Annotated in this window: 13 protein-coding genes and 1 rRNA gene; 9 read left to right on the top strand and 5 right to left on the bottom strand. The window is 48.8% G+C overall.

All coding sequences use genetic code 11. From position 1 onward, the window contains the following. Positions 1-25: 25 nt before the first annotated feature. The 6 genes from AEA42_RS09415 to AEA42_RS09390 all read left to right on the top strand — a co-directional run bounded on the left by AEA42_RS09415 (position 26) and on the right by AEA42_RS09390 (position 13535). Complete coding sequence (locus AEA42_RS09415) at positions 26-8719, top strand: putative Ig domain-containing protein (RefSeq protein WP_055647580.1); 8694 nt, start codon at positions 26-28, stop codon at positions 8717-8719. 238 nt (positions 8720-8957) lie between these two features. Next, positions 8958-9509 carry an ADP compounds hydrolase NudE gene (gene nudE, locus AEA42_RS09410; RefSeq protein ID WP_037430523.1) on the top strand — a complete coding sequence of 184 codons (552 nt, stop codon included), beginning with the start codon at positions 8958-8960 and terminating at the stop codon, positions 9507-9509. Between the two features lie 70 nt (positions 9510-9579). Next, positions 9580-10392, top strand: a complete 813-nt coding sequence (cysQ, locus tag AEA42_RS09405; protein ID WP_055647611.1) for a 3'(2'),5'-bisphosphate nucleotidase CysQ — start codon at positions 9580-9582, stop codon at positions 10390-10392. A 6-nt stretch (positions 10393-10398) separates the two neighbouring features. Beyond that, positions 10399-10842 (top strand): N-acetyltransferase, encoded by a 444-nt coding sequence (locus tag AEA42_RS09400; RefSeq protein ID WP_055647579.1) that lies wholly within the window; start codon positions 10399-10401, stop codon positions 10840-10842. A 228-nt stretch (positions 10843-11070) separates the two neighbouring features. After that, positions 11071-11682: a TetR/AcrR family transcriptional regulator gene (locus AEA42_RS09395; RefSeq protein ID WP_055647578.1), complete on the top strand. Its 612-nt coding sequence runs from the start codon at positions 11071-11073 to the stop codon at positions 11680-11682. Then, entirely contained in the window at positions 11673-13535 is a 1863-nt protein-coding gene (locus tag AEA42_RS09390; protein ID WP_055647577.1) for an MFS transporter, read from the top strand. The genes AEA42_RS09395 and AEA42_RS09390 overlap by 10 nt, the downstream gene beginning before the upstream one ends. 74 nt (positions 13536-13609) lie before the next feature. Here the strand turns inward: AEA42_RS09390 and mnmH are convergent, their stop codons facing one another. The 3 genes from mnmH to AEA42_RS09375 form a co-directional block, all read right to left on the bottom strand. Further along, positions 13610-14725 (bottom strand): tRNA 2-selenouridine(34) synthase MnmH, encoded by a 1116-nt coding sequence (mnmH, locus tag AEA42_RS09385; protein ID WP_055647576.1) that lies wholly within the window; start codon positions 14723-14725, stop codon positions 13610-13612. Then, positions 14725-15783, bottom strand: a complete 1059-nt coding sequence (selD, locus tag AEA42_RS09380; protein ID WP_055647575.1) for a selenide, water dikinase SelD — start codon at positions 15781-15783, stop codon at positions 14725-14727. The genes mnmH and selD overlap by 1 nt, the downstream gene beginning before the upstream one ends. Positions 15784-15879: 96 nt before the next feature. Next, positions 15880-16986, bottom strand: a complete 1107-nt coding sequence (locus AEA42_RS09375) for a fatty acid desaturase (RefSeq protein ID WP_037416479.1) — start codon at positions 16984-16986, stop codon at positions 15880-15882. A gap of 143 nt (positions 16987-17129) precedes the next feature. On the opposite strand from AEA42_RS09375, the gene fabR reads away from it, so the two are divergent. Further along, positions 17130-17744 (top strand): HTH-type transcriptional repressor FabR, encoded by a 615-nt coding sequence (gene fabR / locus AEA42_RS09370; RefSeq protein WP_011070594.1) that lies wholly within the window; start codon positions 17130-17132, stop codon positions 17742-17744. Between the two features lie 66 nt (positions 17745-17810). Here fabR and trmA read toward each other — a convergent pair whose 3' ends face one another. Then, on the bottom strand, positions 17811-18908 hold the full coding sequence (trmA, locus tag AEA42_RS09365) for a tRNA (uridine(54)-C5)-methyltransferase TrmA (protein WP_037430545.1): 1098 nt from the start codon (positions 18906-18908) through the stop codon (positions 17811-17813). 141 nt (positions 18909-19049) lie between these two features. Here trmA and murI point away from each other — a divergent pair, with 141 nt between their 5' ends. Beyond that, the gene (gene murI, locus AEA42_RS09360) at positions 19050-19865 is read left to right on the top strand and encodes a glutamate racemase (protein WP_037430551.1); all 816 of its coding nucleotides are present in this window, start codon (positions 19050-19052) and stop codon (positions 19863-19865) included. 11 nt (positions 19866-19876) lie between these two features. Here murI and AEA42_RS09355 read toward each other — a convergent pair whose 3' ends face one another. Further along, a complete protein-coding gene (locus AEA42_RS09355) occupies positions 19877-20341 on the bottom strand; it encodes an RNA-binding protein (protein WP_037430549.1) in 465 nt (154 codons plus the stop codon). Between the two features lie 665 nt (positions 20342-21006). Between AEA42_RS09355 and AEA42_RS09350 the strand changes: the two genes are divergently transcribed. Further along, positions 21007-21223 (top strand): 16S ribosomal RNA (locus AEA42_RS09350); the annotation flags it as partial.

Genomic DNA, 21223 nt, shown 5'->3' with positions numbered 1-21223 from the left:
GTACACAGCTATTAAGGGGCTTAATATGTCATGCTGCAAAACAGATCATCCCGATGAGCGATATCAAACTCCGGCTTGTGGATTCGTAAATATAAATACAGGCATTAAGTGGATCGTTCAACTGGGTTTTGCAGCAGTAGTGTTGCTAAGTATGAGTGTCAATGCGGCTTCAATTCCTTCTAATGTCATTGTCGATTTCAATGCTTCTGGTTTTGTTGAGAGTGCAGACCATGGATCAAATGTTTTTACACAGGGTGACTTTAAAATAACTTACAGCGCCGCTAACTGGTTTCAGGATACGGATGATGGTCAGAGTAATTCTGCCGGGTTATTTGCAGGTATGTATTCTGGAGTTGAAACAATTACTGTCGAAACCACCTCGGGCAATGAATTTGACTTCGTTAGTTTTTACATCAATGCATTTGGTGGTGGTTTTGCCTCGGTTGAGGGCTTTAGAGACGGATCATCTGTGGGGACTCAAAGTACTGGGTCTGGCTTTGGTCAGGCTAATGGCTCATTTACTGTAACGTTAAACAACAATCCCTTTGATAATGTTGACAAGGTAGTTATTACTTCAAATGGCGGCGGTTATTTTGATGTATTTGATAGCTTTGTATTTAATACGGTTCCTGATGTCACCCCTCCAACAGTCACCAGCGTAAGCGTTCCTTCCAGCGCAACTTATATCACTGGGCAATCACTGAGTTTCACAGTTAACACCAGCGAAAACGTGATCGTGAATACTGGTGGAGGTACCCCTCGCATTGCATTGACTATTGGTGGCACAACCAAATACGCAACCTATTCGTCGGGCTCTGGAAGCTCGGCGCTGGTTTTTAGTTACACGGTTGAGAGTGGTTTGGTTGATTCTGATGGTATTACCGTAGGTGCGCTTGGTTTGAACGGCGGAACCTTGAAAGATGCTGCCAATAATGACATGACGCTGACGCTAAATTCTGTCGGCTCCACAAGCAGTGTTCTTGTGGATAGTACAGCCCCCACCGTTTCTTCTGTGACTGCCAGTACAGCCAATGGCACTTATAAAGTGGGTGATAGCATCAGTATCCAAGTTAACTTTAGTGAAGTGGTCAATGTCACTGGTACGCCGCAATTAACCCTTGAAACAGGCACAACAGATCGCACCATTAATTATGCGAGTGGTAGTGGCTCAAGCAGCTTGATCTTCAGCTATACGGTTCAGGCGGGCGACAACAACAGCGATTTGGATTATGTCGCCACCAATTCATTGTCGTTAAATGGCGGCACTATTCGCGATGCGGCTACGAATAATGCGACGCTTACACTGGCATCGCCCGGAGCGGCCAACTCATTGGGCGCCAATAAAGCGCTGGTTGTGGATGGCGTTACACCGTCTGTAACTAGCACAGCTCCTGTTGGTGGCGCAGTCTCGACTGATACCAGTGTCGATTTCACGGTCAACTTCAGTGAATCCGTCAACAACATTTCTACCGATGACTTTGCGCTTGGTACTACCGGTGGCGCGACCGGCACTGTCGCCAGTGTCTCCGCGACCTCTGGCTCAAGTGTGACGGTGACCGTCAGTGGTATCACCGGCAACGGTACTATCAAGCTGAACCTGAATGGCGCAACGAATATCAGCGATGCTGCTGGCAACGTAGGTCCAGCCGCCTATACGAGTGGTTCCGCCCATACTGTGGCCATTCCGACAGTGCCTGATGCGCCAACCATAGGCACTGCAACCGCAGGTGATGGCCAGGTATCTGTTGCTTTCAGTGCTCCCGGCAATAACGGTGGTTCTGCTATCACTGGTTATACCGTGACCTCTAACCCCGGAGGATTTACAAATACGGGTGCCAGTTCACCGATTCTCATCACCGGTCTCACCAACGGCACTGCCTATACCTTTACTGTGACGGCGACCAACGGGATAGGTACAGGCACTGCCTCGGCCGCATCTAACTCGGCAACCCCCAAAGCCGACCAGACAATTACTTTTGCCCAGCCGAGCAACTATAACTTTGGTACCACACCGAACTTGTCTGCAACTTCAGACTCCGGTCTCACAGTCACCTTCTCGTCGTCTACCACTGGTGTATGTACGGTGAGTGGCGTTGCTCTGACCTTTGTAAGCGCAGGTACCTGTACGATTGATGCCGATCAGGCTGGTAATAGCGCAACCAATGCGGCGACTACAGTAACCCAAAGCTTTACGGTGAATGCGGTAGTTCCTGATGCGCCAACCATCGGTACGGCAACCGCAGGTGATGCCGAGGCAACGGTAACATTTACTGCACCTGCCAGTACCGGTGGTGCATCGATCCTTGCTGGTGGTTACACCGTCACTGCTAGTCCAGGTGGTGCAACAGGTACTGGCTCCGGTTCGCCGGTTACAGTGACCGGCTTGACCAATGGTGTTTCCTACACCTTCACGGTGACAGCGACTAACTCGGCGGGCACGGGGGCGGCTTCGGCAGCATCGAATTCTATTACCCCGGCATCACCGCAAACCATCACCTTTAACAACCCGGGAGCACAGACCTTTGGGACTACACCAACGCTGACAGCCAGTTCGTCTGCAGGCGGTGGTTATGTTGTCACTTTCACCTCATCCACCCCTGGTGTCTGTACGGTGAGCGGCACTACGCTAACATTCGTGACCGCTGGCACCTGTACAATCAATGCCAATCAGGCGGGTGATGCTGCTTATTTGGCTGCATCACAGGTCAGTCAGTCATTTGTTGTGAACCCCATAGTGCCAACGGCACCGACCAGTGTGGTGGCAACGGCGGGTGATACCCAAGCAAGTGTGGCGTTTGTGCCTCCTGCTAATAACGGGGGATCCAATGTTCTTGGCTATGTTGTATCGGTGACGCCAAATGATGTCTTACCTGTCAGTGGCACAAATTCACCGATTGTGGTGAGTGGTCTAACTAATGGTGTGACCTATACCTTTACGGTGGAAGCTGAGAATGCAGTGGGTTTCGGCCCTGCCTCCAGCGCATCTAACCCAATTACGCCCAAAGCGATCCAAACGCTTACCTTCCTCAATCCGGGCGATCAGAATTTTAGTACATCGCCAACACTTACTGCAACGACCGACGCAACGGGTGGGTTGATCCCAACCTTTACCTCATCAACACCCGCTGTCTGTACGATTACTTCCGGTGGTGTTTTGACCTTTGTAGCCACAGGCATGTGTACGATTAACGCTGATCAGGCGGGCAATGCGAGTTATTTGGCGGCGACTCAAGTTAGTCGTTCATTCAGTGTCAACGCCGTTGTGCCAAGCGCGCCAACAATCGGCACTGCCACAGCGGGGAATGCTCAAGCAACGGTGAGTTTTAGTGCTCCGGCATTCACTGGTGGTGATGCCATTACGGGCTATTCCTTAGTATCGACTCCAGGCGGTATTACGGCCTCGGGCACTTCTTCACCCATCACGATAATGGGATTAACCAATGGGACTTCCTATTCATTTACGGTTGCAGCAATAAACTCAGCCGGAACAGGTAGCCCCTCCACGGCGAGTAACGCAGTGAAGCCTAATGGCGCCCCCGTTATCAGTTCAACCGCACTCACGAGTGCCACCCAAGATGCAGCCTATAGCTACACCTTAGTGGCGACGGATAGCGATGTCGGCGACAGTCTCACCTTAAGCACCGTGACACTGCCAAGTTGGCTGAGCTTTAATGCAGCCACAGGCGTACTGAGCGGTACCCCAACTAATGCCAATGTCGGCAGTCATGCGGTGGTGCTACGCGCTACGGATGTGGATGGTTTAACCGCAGAGCAAAGCTTCAGCATTGTGGTGGCAAACGTCAACGACGCACCGACCATCAGTTCGACGGCGTTAACCAGTGCCACCCAAGATGCGGCCTATAGCTACACCTTGGTAGCAACGGACAGCGATGTGGGCGACAGTCTGACTCTCAGTGCCGTCACACTCCCAAGCTGGCTGAGCTTTAATGCCGCCACGGGCGTGTTAAGCGGTACCCCAACTAATGCTAACGTTGGCAGTCATGCCGTGGTGCTACGCGCTACGGATGTGGATGGTCTGACGATTGACCAGAGCTTTACGATTGTGGTGGCAAACGTCAACGATGCACCAACCATCATCTCTAGTGCACAGACTAGTGCTACCCAAGATGCAGCCTATAGCTACACCTTGGTGGCGACCGACAGCGATGTCGGCGACAGTCTCACCTTAAGCGCAGTCACTCTGCCAAGTTGGCTGAGCTTTAATGCAGCCACTGGCGTGTTAAGCGGTACCCCAACTAACGCCAATGTTGGCAGTCATGCCGTGGAACTACGCGCCACCGATGTGGATGGCTTAACCGCAGAGCAGAGCTTCAGCATTGTGGTGGCAAACGTTAATGATGCACCGACCATCAGTTCAACGGCGTTAACCAGTGCTACCCAAGATGCAGCCTACAGCTACACCTTAGTGGCGACGGATAGCGATGTCGGCGACAGTCTCACCTTAAGCACCGTGACACTGCCAAGCTGGCTGAGCTTTAATGCCGCGACTGGCGTGTTAAGTGGTACCCCAACTAATGCCAATGTCGGCAGCCATGCCGTGGTGCTACGCGCCACCGATGTGGATGGTTTAACCGCAGAGCAAAGCTTCAGCATTGTGGTGGCAAACGTCAACGACGCACCGACCATCAGTTCGACGGCGTTAACCAGTGCCACCCAAGATGCGGCCTATAGCTACACCTTGGTAGCAACGGACAGCGATGTGGGCGACAGTCTGACTCTCAGTGCCGTCACACTCCCAAGCTGGCTGAGCTTTAATGCCGCCACGGGCGTGTTAAGCGGTACCCCAACTAATGCTAACGTTGGCAGTCATGCCGTGGTGCTACGCGCTACGGATGTGGATGGTCTGACGATTGACCAGAGCTTTACGATTGTGGTGGCAAACGTCAACGATGCACCAACCATCATCTCTAGTGCACAGACTAGTGCTACCCAAGATGCAGCCTATAGCTACACCTTGGTGGCGACCGACAGCGATGTCGGCGACAGTCTCACCTTAAGCGCAGTCACTCTGCCAAGTTGGCTGAGCTTTAATGCAGCCACTGGCGTGTTAAGCGGTACCCCAACTAACGCCAATGTTGGCAGTCATGCCGTGGAACTACGCGCCACCGATGTGGATGGCTTAACCGCAGAGCAGAGCTTCAGCATTGTGGTGGCAAACGTTAATGATGCACCGACCATCAGTTCAACGGCGTTAACCAGTGCTACCCAAGATGCAGCCTACAGCTACACCTTAGTGGCGACGGATAGCGATGTCGGCGACAGTCTCACCTTAAGCACCGTGACACTGCCAAGCTGGCTGAGCTTTAATGCCGCGACTGGCGTGTTAAGTGGTACCCCAACTAATGCCAATGTCGGCAGCCATGCGGTAGTGCTACGCGCCACCGATGTGGATGGCTTAACCGCAGAGCAAAGCTTCAGCATTGTGGTGGCAAACGTTAATGATGCACCTGTCGCTACCAATCAGACAGTGACGCTAGAGGAAGACAGTTCGGTGATGATCACGCTTGCGGGTGAGGATGCCGATAATGATCCTCTGACCTATGAGATCAGCGCCCAACCTGCCTCCGGTACCTTAGAGCAGCACGGTAGTGTCTGGCTCTATACGCCAGAGAAGGATTTTAATGGTACTGACTCTATTGGCTTTATCGCTAAAGATGCAGAGCTGAGCTCAGAGCCTGCCACAGTCACCGTTACGGTTACGCCAGTGAACGACGATCCTCAAGCTATCGATGACAGCTATACCTTAACCAGTACTGCAAATGACACCTATTCGTTAGCTGTGTTGGCAAACGATGTGGATGTCGATGGCGACACCTTAAGCATTGATGGTGCTGCTGCGGATATTGGCAGTGTACAAATCACTGCTGATGGACTCAGCTTTACCGCGCCCGAGGCTTATGTGGGGCCAGTTGCACTACGTTATACCATTAGCGATGGCAACAAAGGCCGAGCAACCGCCAAAGTGAATCTGCTGATTGAAGGCGCTGATTCAGCGAGTCAACCCGTGATCACCCTCCCTGATGATGTGGAAGTGAATGCGACTGGCCTGTTTACGCGGGTGAAACTCGGTTTTGCCAAGGCGGTTGACCGTAATGGCCATCCATTACCCGTGTCGCTGGTGAATAAGAGCTTGTTCTTCGCTCCTGGCAACTACTTAGCTTATTGGCAGGCTATAGACAGCGAGGGCAATAAGGCGATTAAAGCGCAGAAGGTCAAAGTCAATCCATTGATTTCGCTGAGCAAAGATCAAGTTATTGCAGAAGGGAATCAAGTGACCGTGAGTGTTCACCTCAACGGAGAGGCACCAAGCTATCCGCTGAGTATTCCTTACACAGTGTCAGGAACGGCTGACAGCAGCGACCATGATTTGGTTGATGGCGTAGTGGAGATAGCCTCAGGACAAATGGCAGAAATCCACTTTACTACCTTGAACGATGGTGTGAGTGAAGGGAATGAAGAGGTACTAATCAGCCTTGACCCAAGCCTGAATCTTGGTAGTAAGCAGCAGACCCAAGTGGTGATTACCGAAGCCAATATTGCACCACAGGTTAGTTTGGCGGTGACTCAAGCTGGCCAGCAACAAGTCATTGTCGCGCAAAATGGCGGCGATGTGCATATTCGTGCCACCGCCTCCGATGCCAATGAGCAAGATACATTGACGCTGACGTGGGCTAGCGGCGCGTTAAGCTTGCAAGCGGATGCGACGGGGATGATGTTCTCTCCAGCCGCGGTAACGCCGGGGATTTATCCCGTGAGCTTAACAGCGACCGATGATGGTTCGCCTATGCTGTCGAGTACCGAAACAGTGTACATCGTAGTGCGTCCAAGTTTAGCTGCATTGACGAGTGCCGATACGGATGGCGATTTAATCCCTGATGTTCAAGAAGGCTATAGCGATAGCGATAGTGATGGCATCCCAGATTATTTGGATGCGAACAATGACTGTAATGTGATGCCTGAAGGGGAATTGCAGCCAGTGTACTTCTTGGCCGAAGGGCAGGCGGGCGTCTGTTTACGTTTGGGAAATATTGCCCTAAGCCGTGGACAGAGCGGCGTGCAACTACAGCCTGAAGCCGTAGCTGAAGATGCTTTAGCTGCCAATGTGGGTGGTATTTTCGACTTTATCGCGACGGGTCTGCCACAACAGGGCCAAAGCTATAGCTTGGTATTGCCACAACGCTCGCCCGTTCCAGCGAATGCCGTCTACCGCAAGTTTAATGCGCAAGCGGGCTGGCGAGACTTTGTGATTGATGCAAACAACACTGTTGCCAGTACTGAGGGTGAACGTGGTTTCTGCCCGCCACCGGGGGATAGCCGTTGGACGCCGGGATTAACCGAAGGCCATTGGTGTGTGCAGTTGACTATCGAAGACGGTGGCCCTAACGATGATGATGGTGTGGCTAACCGTACTATCGTCGACCCAAGTGGCGTTGCTGTGATGCTCAATGGTAACCACTTGCCTGTCGCCAATCCCGACTCGGCAGCAATTGCTTGGAACCAAAGTATCGATGTCAATGTACTTGCCAACGATACGGATAGCGATGGCGATAGTTTGAGCGTCACGCAAGTGATTAGTGAGTTTGGCACAGTCACCGTGCTGGCCAATCAGCAGCTCAGCTACACACCGGCGACAGACTTTATCGGCACCGATGTGTTGGTGTATAGCATTACCGATGGCAAAGGCGGTACGGCAAGTAGTGAGCTGACGATCGTGGTGAATGGTAACACTGCACCTGTGACTGTCGATGACAGCGCCGCTACCGATGACCGTACCAGCTTGCTTATCGATGTGCTGAGTAATGACACCGATGTGGATGGTAATACGTTGACCCTATTAAGTGCGACGGCTCAACAGGGCACTGTGACTATCGAAGCCAATAAACTGCGCTATATCCCTAAAACAGGATTCGATGGTGTGGATACCGTGACCTATAGGATTAGCGATGGCCAAGGTAGTGAAGCGACGGGGCAGGTGCTTATCACAGTGAAAGCCTATCAAGAGGTCATTATCGATAATAAGTCAGGAGGAGGCAGTATGACCTTATGGGCGTTGGCATTTATCTTGGCATGCGCGATATTGCGTCGCCGAAAGTTACAGCGATTGGTCTTAGGCTGCCTGTTATTGCTCAGTGTGACGCAACAGGCACAGGCAACAGACTGGTATGTTGAGGGTTTTATCGGACAAGCGCAGGCCGATAAAACACTGCCTGAGTTAAACGCCCAAGTCGGAGAGGGACAACTCCTCAGCGTCGATGACTCGGATACCGCATTTGGGGTGAGCCTAGGTTATCAATGGACACCGATTGTAGCGTTAGAACTGGGCTATGCCGATTTTGGTGAAGGAAGTGCAAGGATTAAGGGCGCAACGCTAACGCCAGCGCAATACCATGAGTTGGTGAAAACTGTCACCCCAGTGCTTGCCGATGGGGTTATGTTGGGCTTGAGATTTACCTTGCTGCAGCATCAAGGTTGGCGCTTTGAAGTGCCTGTAGGCTTGTTCCATTGGCAAGCGGATATTAGTAGTACCATGGGCAATACCACGATAACGACCGATTTAGATGGCACAGATTGGTATGCGGGAGTGCGTTTTAGTTACCAATTTAGTGATGCTTGGTCTGTGGGTTTAGGTTATCAATACCTTGCTATAGAGCCGAATGACCTATTGAGCTATCAACTCAATCTGCGTTATCAGTTTTAAATGATGTCGACATCAAAAGGGGCTTAGCCCCTTTTTTGTGGGTGAATTTTCGCGATAAAAAGCGGGAAAGTTTTAGCCGCTTCTCCTTTGTTATTGCTTAGTGCGTTACTTAAATCCCATTACTTGGGTGGTGGTCTTTGGAATAGCCGCACTAAATTCAGGTTGTAGATTAAAGACAGGATAGTAAGATTGTCACTTATCCTAGTTAGTTTGTTGCTATTTTTATCCAGGGGCAGTTATGTCACAGCGGCACCACAAGCCGGAAATCTTGCATACTGAAGTTGTCGCTAAGAGCCGTTTGTTTCAAATTGAACAAGTCCATCTTAAATTCTCTAACGGTGTCGAGCGCCAGTATGAGCGGATGAAGGGCGGAAGCCGTGGCGCTGTGATGGTTGTACCCATTCATCAAGGTAACATGCTGTTAGCCCGTGAATATGCCGCTGGTACTGACAATTACGAGCTAGGTTTTCCTAAGGGATTAATAGACCCTGGTGAGCAAGCTATCGAAGCGGCCAATCGAGAATTGCAGGAAGAAATCGGTTTTGGGGCCCGTAAGCTGACCCTATTGAAAGAACTTAGCCTTGCGCCGGGTTATTTCTCTAGCAAGATGCAAATTTTCATAGCAGAAGATTTATATGAAAGCCGCCTCGAAGGCGATGAGCCAGAACCCATAGATGTGGTGCCTTGGGCGTTGGCCGAGTGGGAAGCGTTACTCGAAAATAGCGATTTTTCGGAATCCCGTAGTGTGAGCGCATTGTTTTTAGCGCAGAAACATTTACAACTTAAATAATCTTTTTTGTTATAGCATTCAGCAATTGAGTGCTTGTGGATCATTCGCGATGTTAGCGATTGGAGTGGTTATGAAGCCAGAAGAGTTAATCGACGAGGTGATTGCGATAGCAACGGATGCGGGTCGCACTATTCGTGAGATTTACCTTAAGGGTAATTTTGAGCGAGAGACTAAGTCTGATAATACCCCTGTCACCTCGGCGGACTTAGCGGCGAATAAGCTCATCTGTGAACGCTTAGCCGCGTTGACGCCTGAGATTCCTATCTTGTCCGAAGAGGCTGCCGATATTCCCCTGAGTGAGCGTGAAGGCTGGAAACGTTATTGGTTAGTCGACCCTCTCGATGGCACGGGAGAGTTTATTGCCGGTAGTGGTGATTTTTCGGTGATCATTGCGTTGGTGGAGCACAATCGTCCAGTAATGGGCGTGGTCTATGTACCGATGACGCAGGTGTGTTACTACGCCATCGCGGGATTAGGTGCCTATAAACGCACCGATAAGCAAGAAGTGCGTATCAGTAGTCGGCAAATTCAGCACCGTGAGCAAGTTTCCCTAAGGTTAGCGGTGAGTCGTCGTCAGGATCCTCAATCCGTGTTGACCCTCTTCAATCATCCTAAGCATTGTGAACTGGTGGTCATGGGCGGTGCGGCCTTGAAGAGTTGTCTGGTCGCCGAAGGACGCGCCGATTGTTATGTGCGAGTCGGGCCGACAGGTGAATGGGATACCGGCGCCGCGCAGATCATTATTGAGGAAGCGGGTGGTCAGCTCATGGATACCGAGCTGCAACCTTTGACTTATAACGAGCGTGAGACGCTTGAAAATCCTAACTTTATTGTTGTTGGTGCGCCCAATTTAGAGTGGGATAAAATTTTAATTGGTGAATAGGTTTACATGCAGTCGATTCGTCCAGTATTAAAGTCAGAGTTAGCCGACGTTTTTCAACTTGAACAGGCTATCTTTGGCGATCATTGTTATCCCGATTTTTTCTTCCGCCAAGGGTTTGATTGTTGGCCTGAGCATTTTCTTGTTGCCATAGATGATGGCGGTAAGCTGTTAGGTTATGTGCTCTGCGCTCAAAGTGGCGACCCTACCTGTATGTGGATCCTGTCCGTGGCGGTGAGTGAGCAAGCCCGCGGACGAGGCATTGGTAAACAATTAATACAACAATGTTTAAGCCAAATACCACCTCTGGTTAAGCGGGTGGATTTAACTGTCGATCCCCATAATCCTGCCCATGGTTTATATCAGCGTTTAGGGTTTGTCGATACTGCCTTCGAAGCGGACTATTTTGGCGCTGGGGCCGACAGAGTCGTGATGAGTTATCACTGCCGCTAGGTAAAAGTTCAATCTCGAAATGGTGCCCTCAATTGAGGGCGTCATTTTTTATGCGTTAAAAGTTAAATTCCCTCCAAGGTTCGCATCGAGCGATTGCCCAGAGTTAGACTTTCTTTCCTCATTTTTATGCCTTTTACTTCATGCTGTACGCAAAATAAACTTATTTTGAACGTTGTTTTTTATTTTTCAGGCTGTTAATCTCACACCATTCAACAGGGAGTGAGACCTATGGCGAGACGCAAAGAACATAGTCATGATGAAATTCGTACTATGGCAGTAGAAGCGGCAATGGCACTGCTGCAACAGCAAGGGACACAAGAACTGAGTTTACGCAAGATTGCTAGCCAGATTGGCTATGTGCCGAGTACCTTAATTAATATCTTTGGTAGCTATAACTACCTTTTGTTAGCCGTTTCTGAGGCAACGCTGCAGGCGCTGATGCATGAGCTCTCCGAGGTAAATGCAGATAATAGTCGCAATAAAATCATCAACATGGCGCAAAAATACGCTGAGTTTGCCCATGCACAGCGCCAATGTTTTAAGTTGGTATTTGAACTGCAGCTACTCGACTCCGAACCTTTGCCCGAATCCCAAGGCCAACTTATTGCGGGTTTATTCAGTTTAATTGAGCGTGAGTTAGCCCTATTGTTCCCCAATAAGACTGCTGAGCAGCAACTTCAAATGAGCCGAGTGCTTTGGGGCGGCATCCACGGACTCACCGCCTTATCACTGGATAATAAATTGTTTGCCGATACGGCATCTTTACCCGCTTTACTAGAGAGTCATGTGACAGGGTATTTACAGGGAATGGGTTATCAGAGGGAAAAATCATGCTGCTAACAAAACGTTTTTTACCGTATTTCGCAACCCAATGTCTGGGTGCACTTAACGACAATATCTATAAAAATGTGTTGTTGTTGCTCGTCACCTTCAGCCAAGTCAATGATTTACCCATTAGCGTCGACATGTTTGTTAATTTGGCTGCAGGGGTCTTTATCCTGCCGTTTTTCCTGTTTTCTGCCCATGCCGGCGTCGTGGCCGACAATATGGATAAAGCCAAACTTATCCGTCGCTTAAAACTGCTCGAAGTCATCATTATGTTCAGCGCCGCACTCGCTATTGTGAGTGAGAATTACATGATGATGTTATTACTGCTGTTTTTAACCGGTAGCCAGTCAGCCTATTTTGGACCTGTCAAATATTCCCTCTTGCCTCAAGCCTTAAAAGAGGATGAGTTAGTGACGGGCAATGCCTGGGTTGAGATGGGGACGTTTTTGTCTATCTTGATCGGTACCTTGAGTGCCGGGATTTTAGTGTCTGAAAACAACGCCACTTTGTGGTCGGCCATCACGGTCGCAGCCCTTGCCTTGGCGGGGTATTTGTCTAGCCGTGCGATCCCTGCTTTACCGCCGCAGGGCACTGTACAGAAAATCCAATTTCGTCCATTATCAGGCACTTGGCGCACCATTAAGAAGGCACGCCAAACGCCTTCTATTTGGATGGCCATCCTCGCCATTAGCTGGTTCTGGTTTTTGGGGGCGACATATCTGACCCAATTCCCTAACTTTGCCAAGCTGCATTTGCACTCTGGCGCGACTGTGGTGTCGCTGTTGCTGGGGATGTTTTCAATCGGGATTGCGGTGGGCTCCTTTGTCTGTGAGCGTTTTTCCTTTGGCCATGTGGAGTTAGGTTTGTTGCCCTTTGGGGTGCTCGGGTTAACCGTGTTTGGTGTGGACTTGCTGTGGGCGATTCCGCCTGCACCTGCGGATGCTAGTTTTGTTTATGGCTTACAAAGCTTTATTGCCGAGCAGAAGCATTATCGAGTGATGTTGGACTTCTTTATGATTGGGGTCAGCGGTGGTCTGTTTATCGTGCCTCTGTACGCCTTTATTCAAGCGCGTTCTGCGAAGGGAGAATGTGCGCAAGCGATTGCCGCGAATAACATTATGAACTCGCTCTTTATGGTGGCGTCAGCGTTGTTGTCTATGCTGTTACTCGGTGTGGCTGGCTGGAGTATTCCACAGTTATTCTTACTGTTGGCGGTGATGAACTTTGTGGTTGCGCTTTATGTTTATTCGCAGGTGCCTGAGTTTACACAACGATTTATCAGTTACTTACTCAGCCATGTGATGTATCGGGTGACTGTGACTGGGCGAGAAAAGATCCCTAAGGAAGGTGCAGGGATTATCGTCTGTAACCATGTGAGCTATGTGGATGCGTTGATCATTATGGGCGCGTCGACCCGGCCGATTCGTTTTGTGATGGATAAATCGATCAGTGAAATTCCGGTGCTGAAATATCTGTTCCGCCATGCAGGAGTGATTCCGATTTGTTCGCCGCGCCAGAGTGAGACCACTTACAATCAAGCCTTTGAATCAATTCATGAGGCGTTAGCGAATGGCGAGTTGGTGTGTATCTTCCCCGAAGGTCGTTTAACCCCCGATGGTGAACTCGGCGAGTTTCGTCCTGGTATCGATAAAATCTTGGCCCGCGATCCCGTGCCCGTAATCCCTATGGCGCTCAATGGCCTGTGGGGCTCTTACTTTAGTCATAAAGATGGCCATGCATTGACCACAATGCCGAAACGCTTCTGGTCCAAAGTATCGGTAAGCTTAACGGATGTGGTGGATGGGCAAAATGCTGATCGGCACTCGCTCAGGGATAGTGTCTTGAATTTGCTTAATAAGTCTTAACGCGTAGATGTAAGTAAGAAAACCGTGGCGTTAGCACACGGTTTTCTTGTTTTAGCATGTTGAGCTGTACTCGCTTAGCCAAGATTATTTTGTGATAAGTTATCCAGCCACTGATGCATGTCTTGGTGATTTCCCCTAAAAAGCACTCGATGTGCTTTTTTTGCTAATTGGTATTCATACATAGGGTCGTAATACTTTTGCAGTAGCAGGCTTATCCAAGTTAAATGCTGTGAGGTTTGGTTTTGATTGAGTTGCTGCGTCAGAGCTTGTTGCATGATGTCTTGCAGCTCTTGATATTGCTTACCACCAAGACGTTTGCGAATACTGGTAAGACTCTGCAAAAGATATTGGCTAAAGACATCAAAGCCTGCCTCAATACCTAAGCGTTCAACAAAACCGTGATGCATTTTATGAACATATTCATCGAGTAAGCGACTTAGCCTAATGTCATCATCTTCTTCGAGTACTACAATATCGGCTGCCTGCATGGCGCTATAAAAGCTTTGCGGCAGTGCTGAGCGGCCAATCAGAAAGCTTTCATCCTCAAGTAGTAAGCAGGAATGATTGCCCTGTTGGTGGCGGAGTAGTGCAATCGCGAGCTGATTTTCAAAGTTTATTTGCGTTGGTTGTGGGTCGATGTTTTTACCAAAACTCGATCCTCTGTGATTGGCGATACCCTCAAGATCCACTGCCTCTTTGCGCTGTCTTAAAAAATCCGTTTTACCGCAGCCCGTCATACCACTTAGGCTTAACAAGCGTTGTTGGCTAGGAACGGCATCAATCACACCAATTAAATATTGGCGCATGCCTTTGTAGCCACCCTGTACATAAGGTACGACAACGCCCGCTTCTTTAAGCCATTGCTGAGTTAATTGTGAACGCAGGCCACCACGAAAGCAGTAAAGATAAGCTTCGGGGTGGGCCGATAAAAAGTGTAACCAAGCATCAATTCTTTGTTGTTTTACTGCGCCATGTACGAGTGAATGGCCTAAGGTAATCGCGGCTTGCTGTCCTTGCTCTTTGTAGCAAGTGCCGACCTTTTCCCTTTCTTTATCAACCATTAACGGCAGATTTACCGAGGAAGGAAACGCGCCGCGGTCAAACTCGATTGGCGCTCTTAAGTCGATTAATGGCTGCCCAGCGACGAAGATATCGTGGTATTGCTGGGCCTGGATTATCGTTGTTGTCATTAACACAGCACCACGTTGGCGGTGGAGGTGGGCGTTTCTAACGAACCAATGCAGATAGGCTCAATTTGATGGGCATTAAGCAGTGCCACCAGTTCTGCTTCGGCCTCATTCGATACCGCCACTAACAAGCCGCCACTGGTTTGTGGGTCACACAAAATGGCTTTCTGATAATCGGTTAGAGTGGGTAAGTGTTCGCCATAACTGTCGTAGTTACGGTGGGTTCCGCCGGGAACACAACCTTGCGCAAGATAGTCGAGGGCGCGAGGTAAGAGCGGCACTGCATCGAGTGTTAATTTGGCGGTGAGTTTAGCGCCTTGGCACATTTCGAGCAGATGGCCTGCAAGACCAAAGCCAGTGACATCTGTCAGGGCGTTTACGCCTTTGATCTTAGCGATCTTAGCGCCTACGCTATTGAGTTGGCACATGGCATTCACCGCAATGTGGCTATCTTCGTCTTTTAGCTTCTTCTGCTTTTGTGCCGTGGTAAGAATGCCAATGCCAATAGGTTTTGTGAGATACAAACGATCGCCAGTTTTAGCAGTGTCGTTTTGTTTTAAATCCGTAAGGGCGATTTGCCCTGTGACCGCAAGGCCAAAGATAGGTTCAGGTGCATCGATGCTATGACCGCCAGCCAGCATAATGCCTGCTTCCATACAGGCTTGACGACCGCCATCAACCACTTGTTGCGCGATTTTGGCAGGCAATTTGTTGATTGGCCAGCCTAAAATAGCAATCGCCATCATCGGCGTGCCGCCCATGGCGTAAATATCACTAATCGCATTGGTGGCAGCAATGCGGCCAAAGGTAAAGGGGTCATCAACAATGGGCATAAAAAAATCAGTGGTACTGATAATGCCAATTTCATCATTGAGCTTATACACGGCCGCATCATCGCGACTCTGATTGCCGACCAGCAGATTAGGATCGGTAAATACGGGGAGCTGGGAGGCTAAAATGGTCGTTAGTACCTTCGGCGAAATTTTACAGCCGCAACCAGCACCATGACTATATTCGGTGAGTTTAATGCTATCGGTTGGAGATACTGCACAATTCGACATGAGCCTAACATCCTGTAAAAAGTGAATGAGGCATCATAATAATAGGATACGGCCACCATGCAAGGCGGCCGTATGATTTTTACCGATAATTGTGGCCTAGCTATAAGTTGCAGTCAGGCTCTTCCAGCTTTTTTGCTGATTCAGGAGTCGGGTTTTTAGCTCTTCGACTTGCTGCAATAATTGCTGATCGACCAGTTGCTTACGTTTGGCCTCTAACAGTGCCTTTTGGGCTTGATAATATTCGAGTAAGTGTTGTTTCATCAACTCATACTCTTGTTGAATTTTTTCAATAATTTCATCGGCATTTGGCAAATTGAGCACTTTGCTTTTAGCATGCAGCAGTTGCATTTGTAAGCGGGCACTCTCGATTCGCTCCTGCGGACTCGTGCGTAAGTCTTTGGCTAAACCCACCCAAGATAACGCCTTAATCAACCACTTAGTCGGATCGTAATGCCACCATTTAATCCCGTTACGATAATCGTTTTCGAAGATATGGTGGAAATTATGGTAACCCTCACCGTAGGTCAGTACAGCCAGAAAACCATTATCGCGAGCCGTATTTTTATCGGTATAAGGTTGGCTACCCCAAACGTGGGCGAGGGAGTTAATGAAGAAGGTGCAGTGATGCACGACCACTAAGCGCAGAAGTCCCGCCATCAGTAACATACCCGCGATATTGCCAGTGAACCAGCCTAATAAAGCAGGCAGACCAATATTCATAAGTAGCACAAGTGCAAGATAGTGCTTGTGTTGCCACATCACGATACGGTCGTTCTGTAAATCACGCACGTTTTGGTAGTCATGGTAACGCTGGGCTTGGTATTCGCGCAGCATCCAACCGATATGGCTGTACCAGAAACCCATGTTGGCGGAGTAAGGATCTTTGTCATTGTCATCGACATGCTTATGATGCACTCGATGATCGGATGCCCAATGTAACGCGCTGTTTTGTAATGCTAATGCACCACCAAGTGCGTAGATGAAACGTATTACAGGATGTGCCTTATAGGCTTTATGTGACCAGAGTCTATGGTAACCCGCAGTGATCGACAGGCCACTGGCAAAGGCTAACACCACAAAAGCAATCCATTCGCTGGCACCGTAACCGTGGGCTAGGCCATACCAAGGAACGAGGATTACCGCACTGAGAAAGGTTAGGCTAAATAGGGTGACATTAAGCCAGATGATAGGGGGTTTATTCATTATAGTTTCCAATATCCGCATTTGAGCGTACAACTGTAAGCTAATTTAGCCCAGCAATCTTGTTTGGTCAAGGTGGATAGGGCTGTGTTTCAATCGCAAAAGCGGTATTATCGCGTCATTACATTCAGTTAGCGGATTCAAGAATGGGTATTCGTGCACAGCAAAAAGAGAAAACTCGGCGGGCTCTAGTCGATGCGGCGTTTAACCAGCTCAGTGCTGAGCGGAGCTTCTCTAGCTTAAGTTTGCGAGAAGTGGCGAGGGAAGCCAACATTGCGCCCACATCCTTTTATCGTCATTTTAAGGATATGAATGAACTCGGGTTGACTATGGTCGACGAGGGCGGGCTTACCCTAAGGCAAATGATGCGCAAGGGGCGTCAACGTGCTGAAGCGGGTGGTAGCGTGATCCGTATATCAGTGGATACCTTTATGGAAGTTCTTGATTCTAATCCAAACGTTTTCAGAATTTTACTGCATGAGCGTTCAGGTACCTCGGCGGCATTCCGCGCTGCGGTGGCTCGCGAGATTGAACATTTTATTTCTGAATTGGCCCATTACACCGAAGCGACGGCGGGCCGTACACCTATGCTAGCCAGAGCGCAGGCAGAAGCGCTAGTGACCTTAGTGTTTAACGCCGGAGCGTCGGCACTGGATATGAAGCGCGCCGATCGTAAAGTGCTTGCCGATCAATTAGTAATGCAGCTGCGCATGGTCGCCAAGGGCGCTGAAGCATTACAACATAAAGTAGAACATCGTTAGTTGGGTACGGTTTGACTAAAAACAAAGGAGCCACAGGCTCCTTTGTTTTTAGGTATATAGAGTCGCCTAACGACGCTCTAACAGTACACCTGTTTCCATATGGTCGGTATAAGGGAACTGATCGAATAGCGCAAAACGAGTCACCTTGTGAGTCTGATTTAATTGCTGCAAATTGTCTTTTAAGGTGTCGGGATTGCACGAGATATACAGGATCCGCTCATAACCTTGCACTAAGTCCAACGTGGCTGGGTCAATACCTGCTCGTGGTGGGTCGACAAAAATGGTGTTGCACACATAGCTATCCAGATCGATGCCTTCTAAGCGTCTAAAGCTGCGCTTTTTCGCCATCGCATCGCTAAATTCTTCCGCCGACATACGAATAATCTGCAGATTATTGATATTGTTGACTTCGATATTGTACTGGGCTGCATCCACCGAAGGTTTAGCTAACTCGGTCGCGAGCACGCGATTAAAGTTTTGTGCCAGCGCGATAGAGAAGTTGCCATTACCACAGTAAAGCTCCAGCAAATCGCCTTGGCTGTGTTGAGTTACGTCGATAGCCCATTCCAGCATCTTGATTGCCACCTTGGCATTTGGCTGGGTAAAACTGTTTTCGATTTGTTTGTAATGGAAAACTTTGTCATTCACTTGCAGTGACTCAACTACAAAGTCTTTATCTAAATCGATTTTCTGTTTGCGCGCACGGCCAATGATATTGACCTTAAATTGGCTGCTCAATCTGGCTTTGAGCGCGGTGGCTTCGCTGCGCCATTGGTCATCAAGCTGTCTGTGATACAGCAGTGATACTAGAATCTCACCACTGAGCGTTGATAAAAAATCAACCTGGAAGAGTTTGTGGCGTAGGCTGTGGTTAGGTTTTAACTCGGCGATCAGTGCCGCCATCATTTGATTGATTAACGCACTCGCAGGTAAGTATTGATCACAACGTACTTTGTCGTTCAATACTTTATCAAACATGTAATAGTATAAATCGTCGCCCTCATGCCATACGCGAAACTCGGCGCGCATACGGTAGTTGGCAGGCTCAGAGGCAAACACTTCAACACTCGGCGTCTCAAATTGGGCAAAGGCCTGCTCTAGCTTGATACGCTTTGCAGTAAGTTGCGCATCATAGGTCGTGGGATCCATTGCTGCTAAATTCATTGTTGATTCACCGTGGCTGTAAATTGGGGCGCAAATTTTATACTAGGTGACACGAATGTCCAGCATCTTGGTTTTGCGGTTTGAGCAAAGCTGTGGGAAAATCCGCCCGCGCATGGGGCGAAGAATTAACTGGAGATGGGCTTGTCGCAACCAATATTAGTATTCGATTCTGGCATCGGCGGTCTATCCGTATTAGCAGAAATTCGTAAACTGCTTCCTCACCATGATTACTGCTATTTATTCGATAATGCCAGATTGCCCTATGGCGAATTGGAGGAGCAGGAACTTGTCTCGGGTTGTGTCGCGCTAATCGACCAAGTCGTCGAGCGTACCCATGCAGCTATTGTTGTCGTTGCTTGCAATACCGCGAGTACGGTTGTGCTGCCTGCGCTGCGTGCCACTTTAACTGTTCCTGTTGTCGGTGTTGTCCCCGCCATTAAACCTGCGGCGCAGTTATCTAAAAGTAAGCGTATAGGGTTGCTTGCTACCCCAGGTACGGTAAAGCGCCACTATACTCACGAACTCATTAGCCAATTTGCCGATGACTGCCATGTAGAGCTGTTCGGATGTTCGGAATTAGTGCTGATGGCCGAGCAGAAGATTGCCACTGGTCAGCTGGATATGGTGCGATTAACGCAGATATTGTCGCCGATTGTCGAGGCGGAGTTAGATGTATTGGTACTTGGATGCACTCATTTCCCAATGATGCGTGATGAATTGCAGCAGGTATTGGGTCAAGGTGTGACTCTGCTTGATTCAGGTGAGGCAATAGCTAAACGAGTCAAAACACTGTTAGCTACTAAGAGCGAACAGCAAGGTCTAAAAGACGCGCATCAAGATTCGGTTATGCAGGCGTTTTATACTAAAGCGGAAATCAGTGAGGGATTGATGACTATGTTAGTCGATTGTGGCTTTTCGGCCCTAGAGCGAATCACCACAATCAACCAGAACGGATAAGCTAACGCAGATTATTCATCAGTACCTGTACGGTCGGCGGCTTCCGAATCTTGAGTCTTAGCTTCTCTAACCTTTAAGGTTCTTTCTTGGAAGTTAAAGTCATTTAGCTTAACCATTGCTTTTTGAGCACCTGCTTCGGACATTTCAACAAAACCGAAGCCTTTACGGCGGCCTGTTTTACGATCTCGAACTAAACGGACTGAATTGACTGGGCCGAATTCACCAAACAAGACTTTCACTTCTCCCTCATGCACACGATAAGGCAAGTTACCTACATAGAGTGTCATTGTCGGGCCGACATATTGTTCATCAGCAGCTTGAGTGGTACCTAAATCAGGGACAAATTTAAAGATAAGCGTAGTAATAATCACGCCAGCAACAAAGGCGATGTAAGCGGGTAATGTTGTTGCAAATTGAGATAGCGCAATTGCGCCAAGAATGGCAATAACCAAAACAATAAGAAATGACTTTTGCATATAAATGCTCTCTGAATGAAATAGAAAATGATAAATAACTGTTAACAGCAAGTCATATGGTAATGAATTATTTACTTTTACACTAGACTGCTGCCGAAAAATTGAGCGCGAATTATCATTTATCAGATAAAAACTTACATCAAAATTGAATAACCAAGCCAAAATAGATAAAAAATAAACATAATGCTTAAAATGTCGGCGTACAGTCTTTAGGGGCTAAAAAAGCGCTTGCACAAAAAGTTCCGCTGCCTATAATGCGCATCCACTGACACGGCAGACAGCGATACGCAGTTTCAAGTGCCAGTTCATCAAGTGATTCAGTCCTTGATGAGCGAAAAGAAAGTTTAAAAACTACTTGACGCAAAAACGGGAATGCGTAAAATACGCAGCCCTGACCCGCTGAAATCACTTGTGATAATGCGATGGTCAATGCTCTTTAACAATTTATCAAGCAAATCTGTGTGGACACTCACAGGTGTTGAGTTAATCGAAATTACTCTGCCGTTTGGCGAGTAATCAAAGAATTAAATCAATGAATGAGTGTTCATAGCAATATGTACATACAGTAATGTATGAATTGAAACGCGATGCTTCTTAGTGAGCAAAGCGGATCAAAACAGTAGAATTCATTGAGTCGTTTAACGCGAGTTAAACAAAAAAACTTTTAATTGAAGAGTTTGATCATGGCTCAGATTGAACGCTGGCGGCAGGCCTAACACATGCAAGTCGAGCGGCAGCACAAGGGAGTTTACTCCTGAGGTGGCGAGCGGCGGACGGGTGAGTAATGCCTAGGGATCTGCCCAGTCGAGGGGGATAACAGTTGGAAACGACTGCTAATACCGCATACGCCCTACGGGGGAAAGAGGGGGACCTTCGGGCCTC

Source organism: Shewanella sp. Sh95, from assembly GCF_001308045.1.
GTDB lineage: Bacteria > Pseudomonadota > Gammaproteobacteria > Enterobacterales > Shewanellaceae > Shewanella > Shewanella xiamenensis.
The sequence above is the reverse complement of the archived record's forward strand: the minus strand, read 5'-3'. Positions and strand labels throughout refer to the sequence as shown.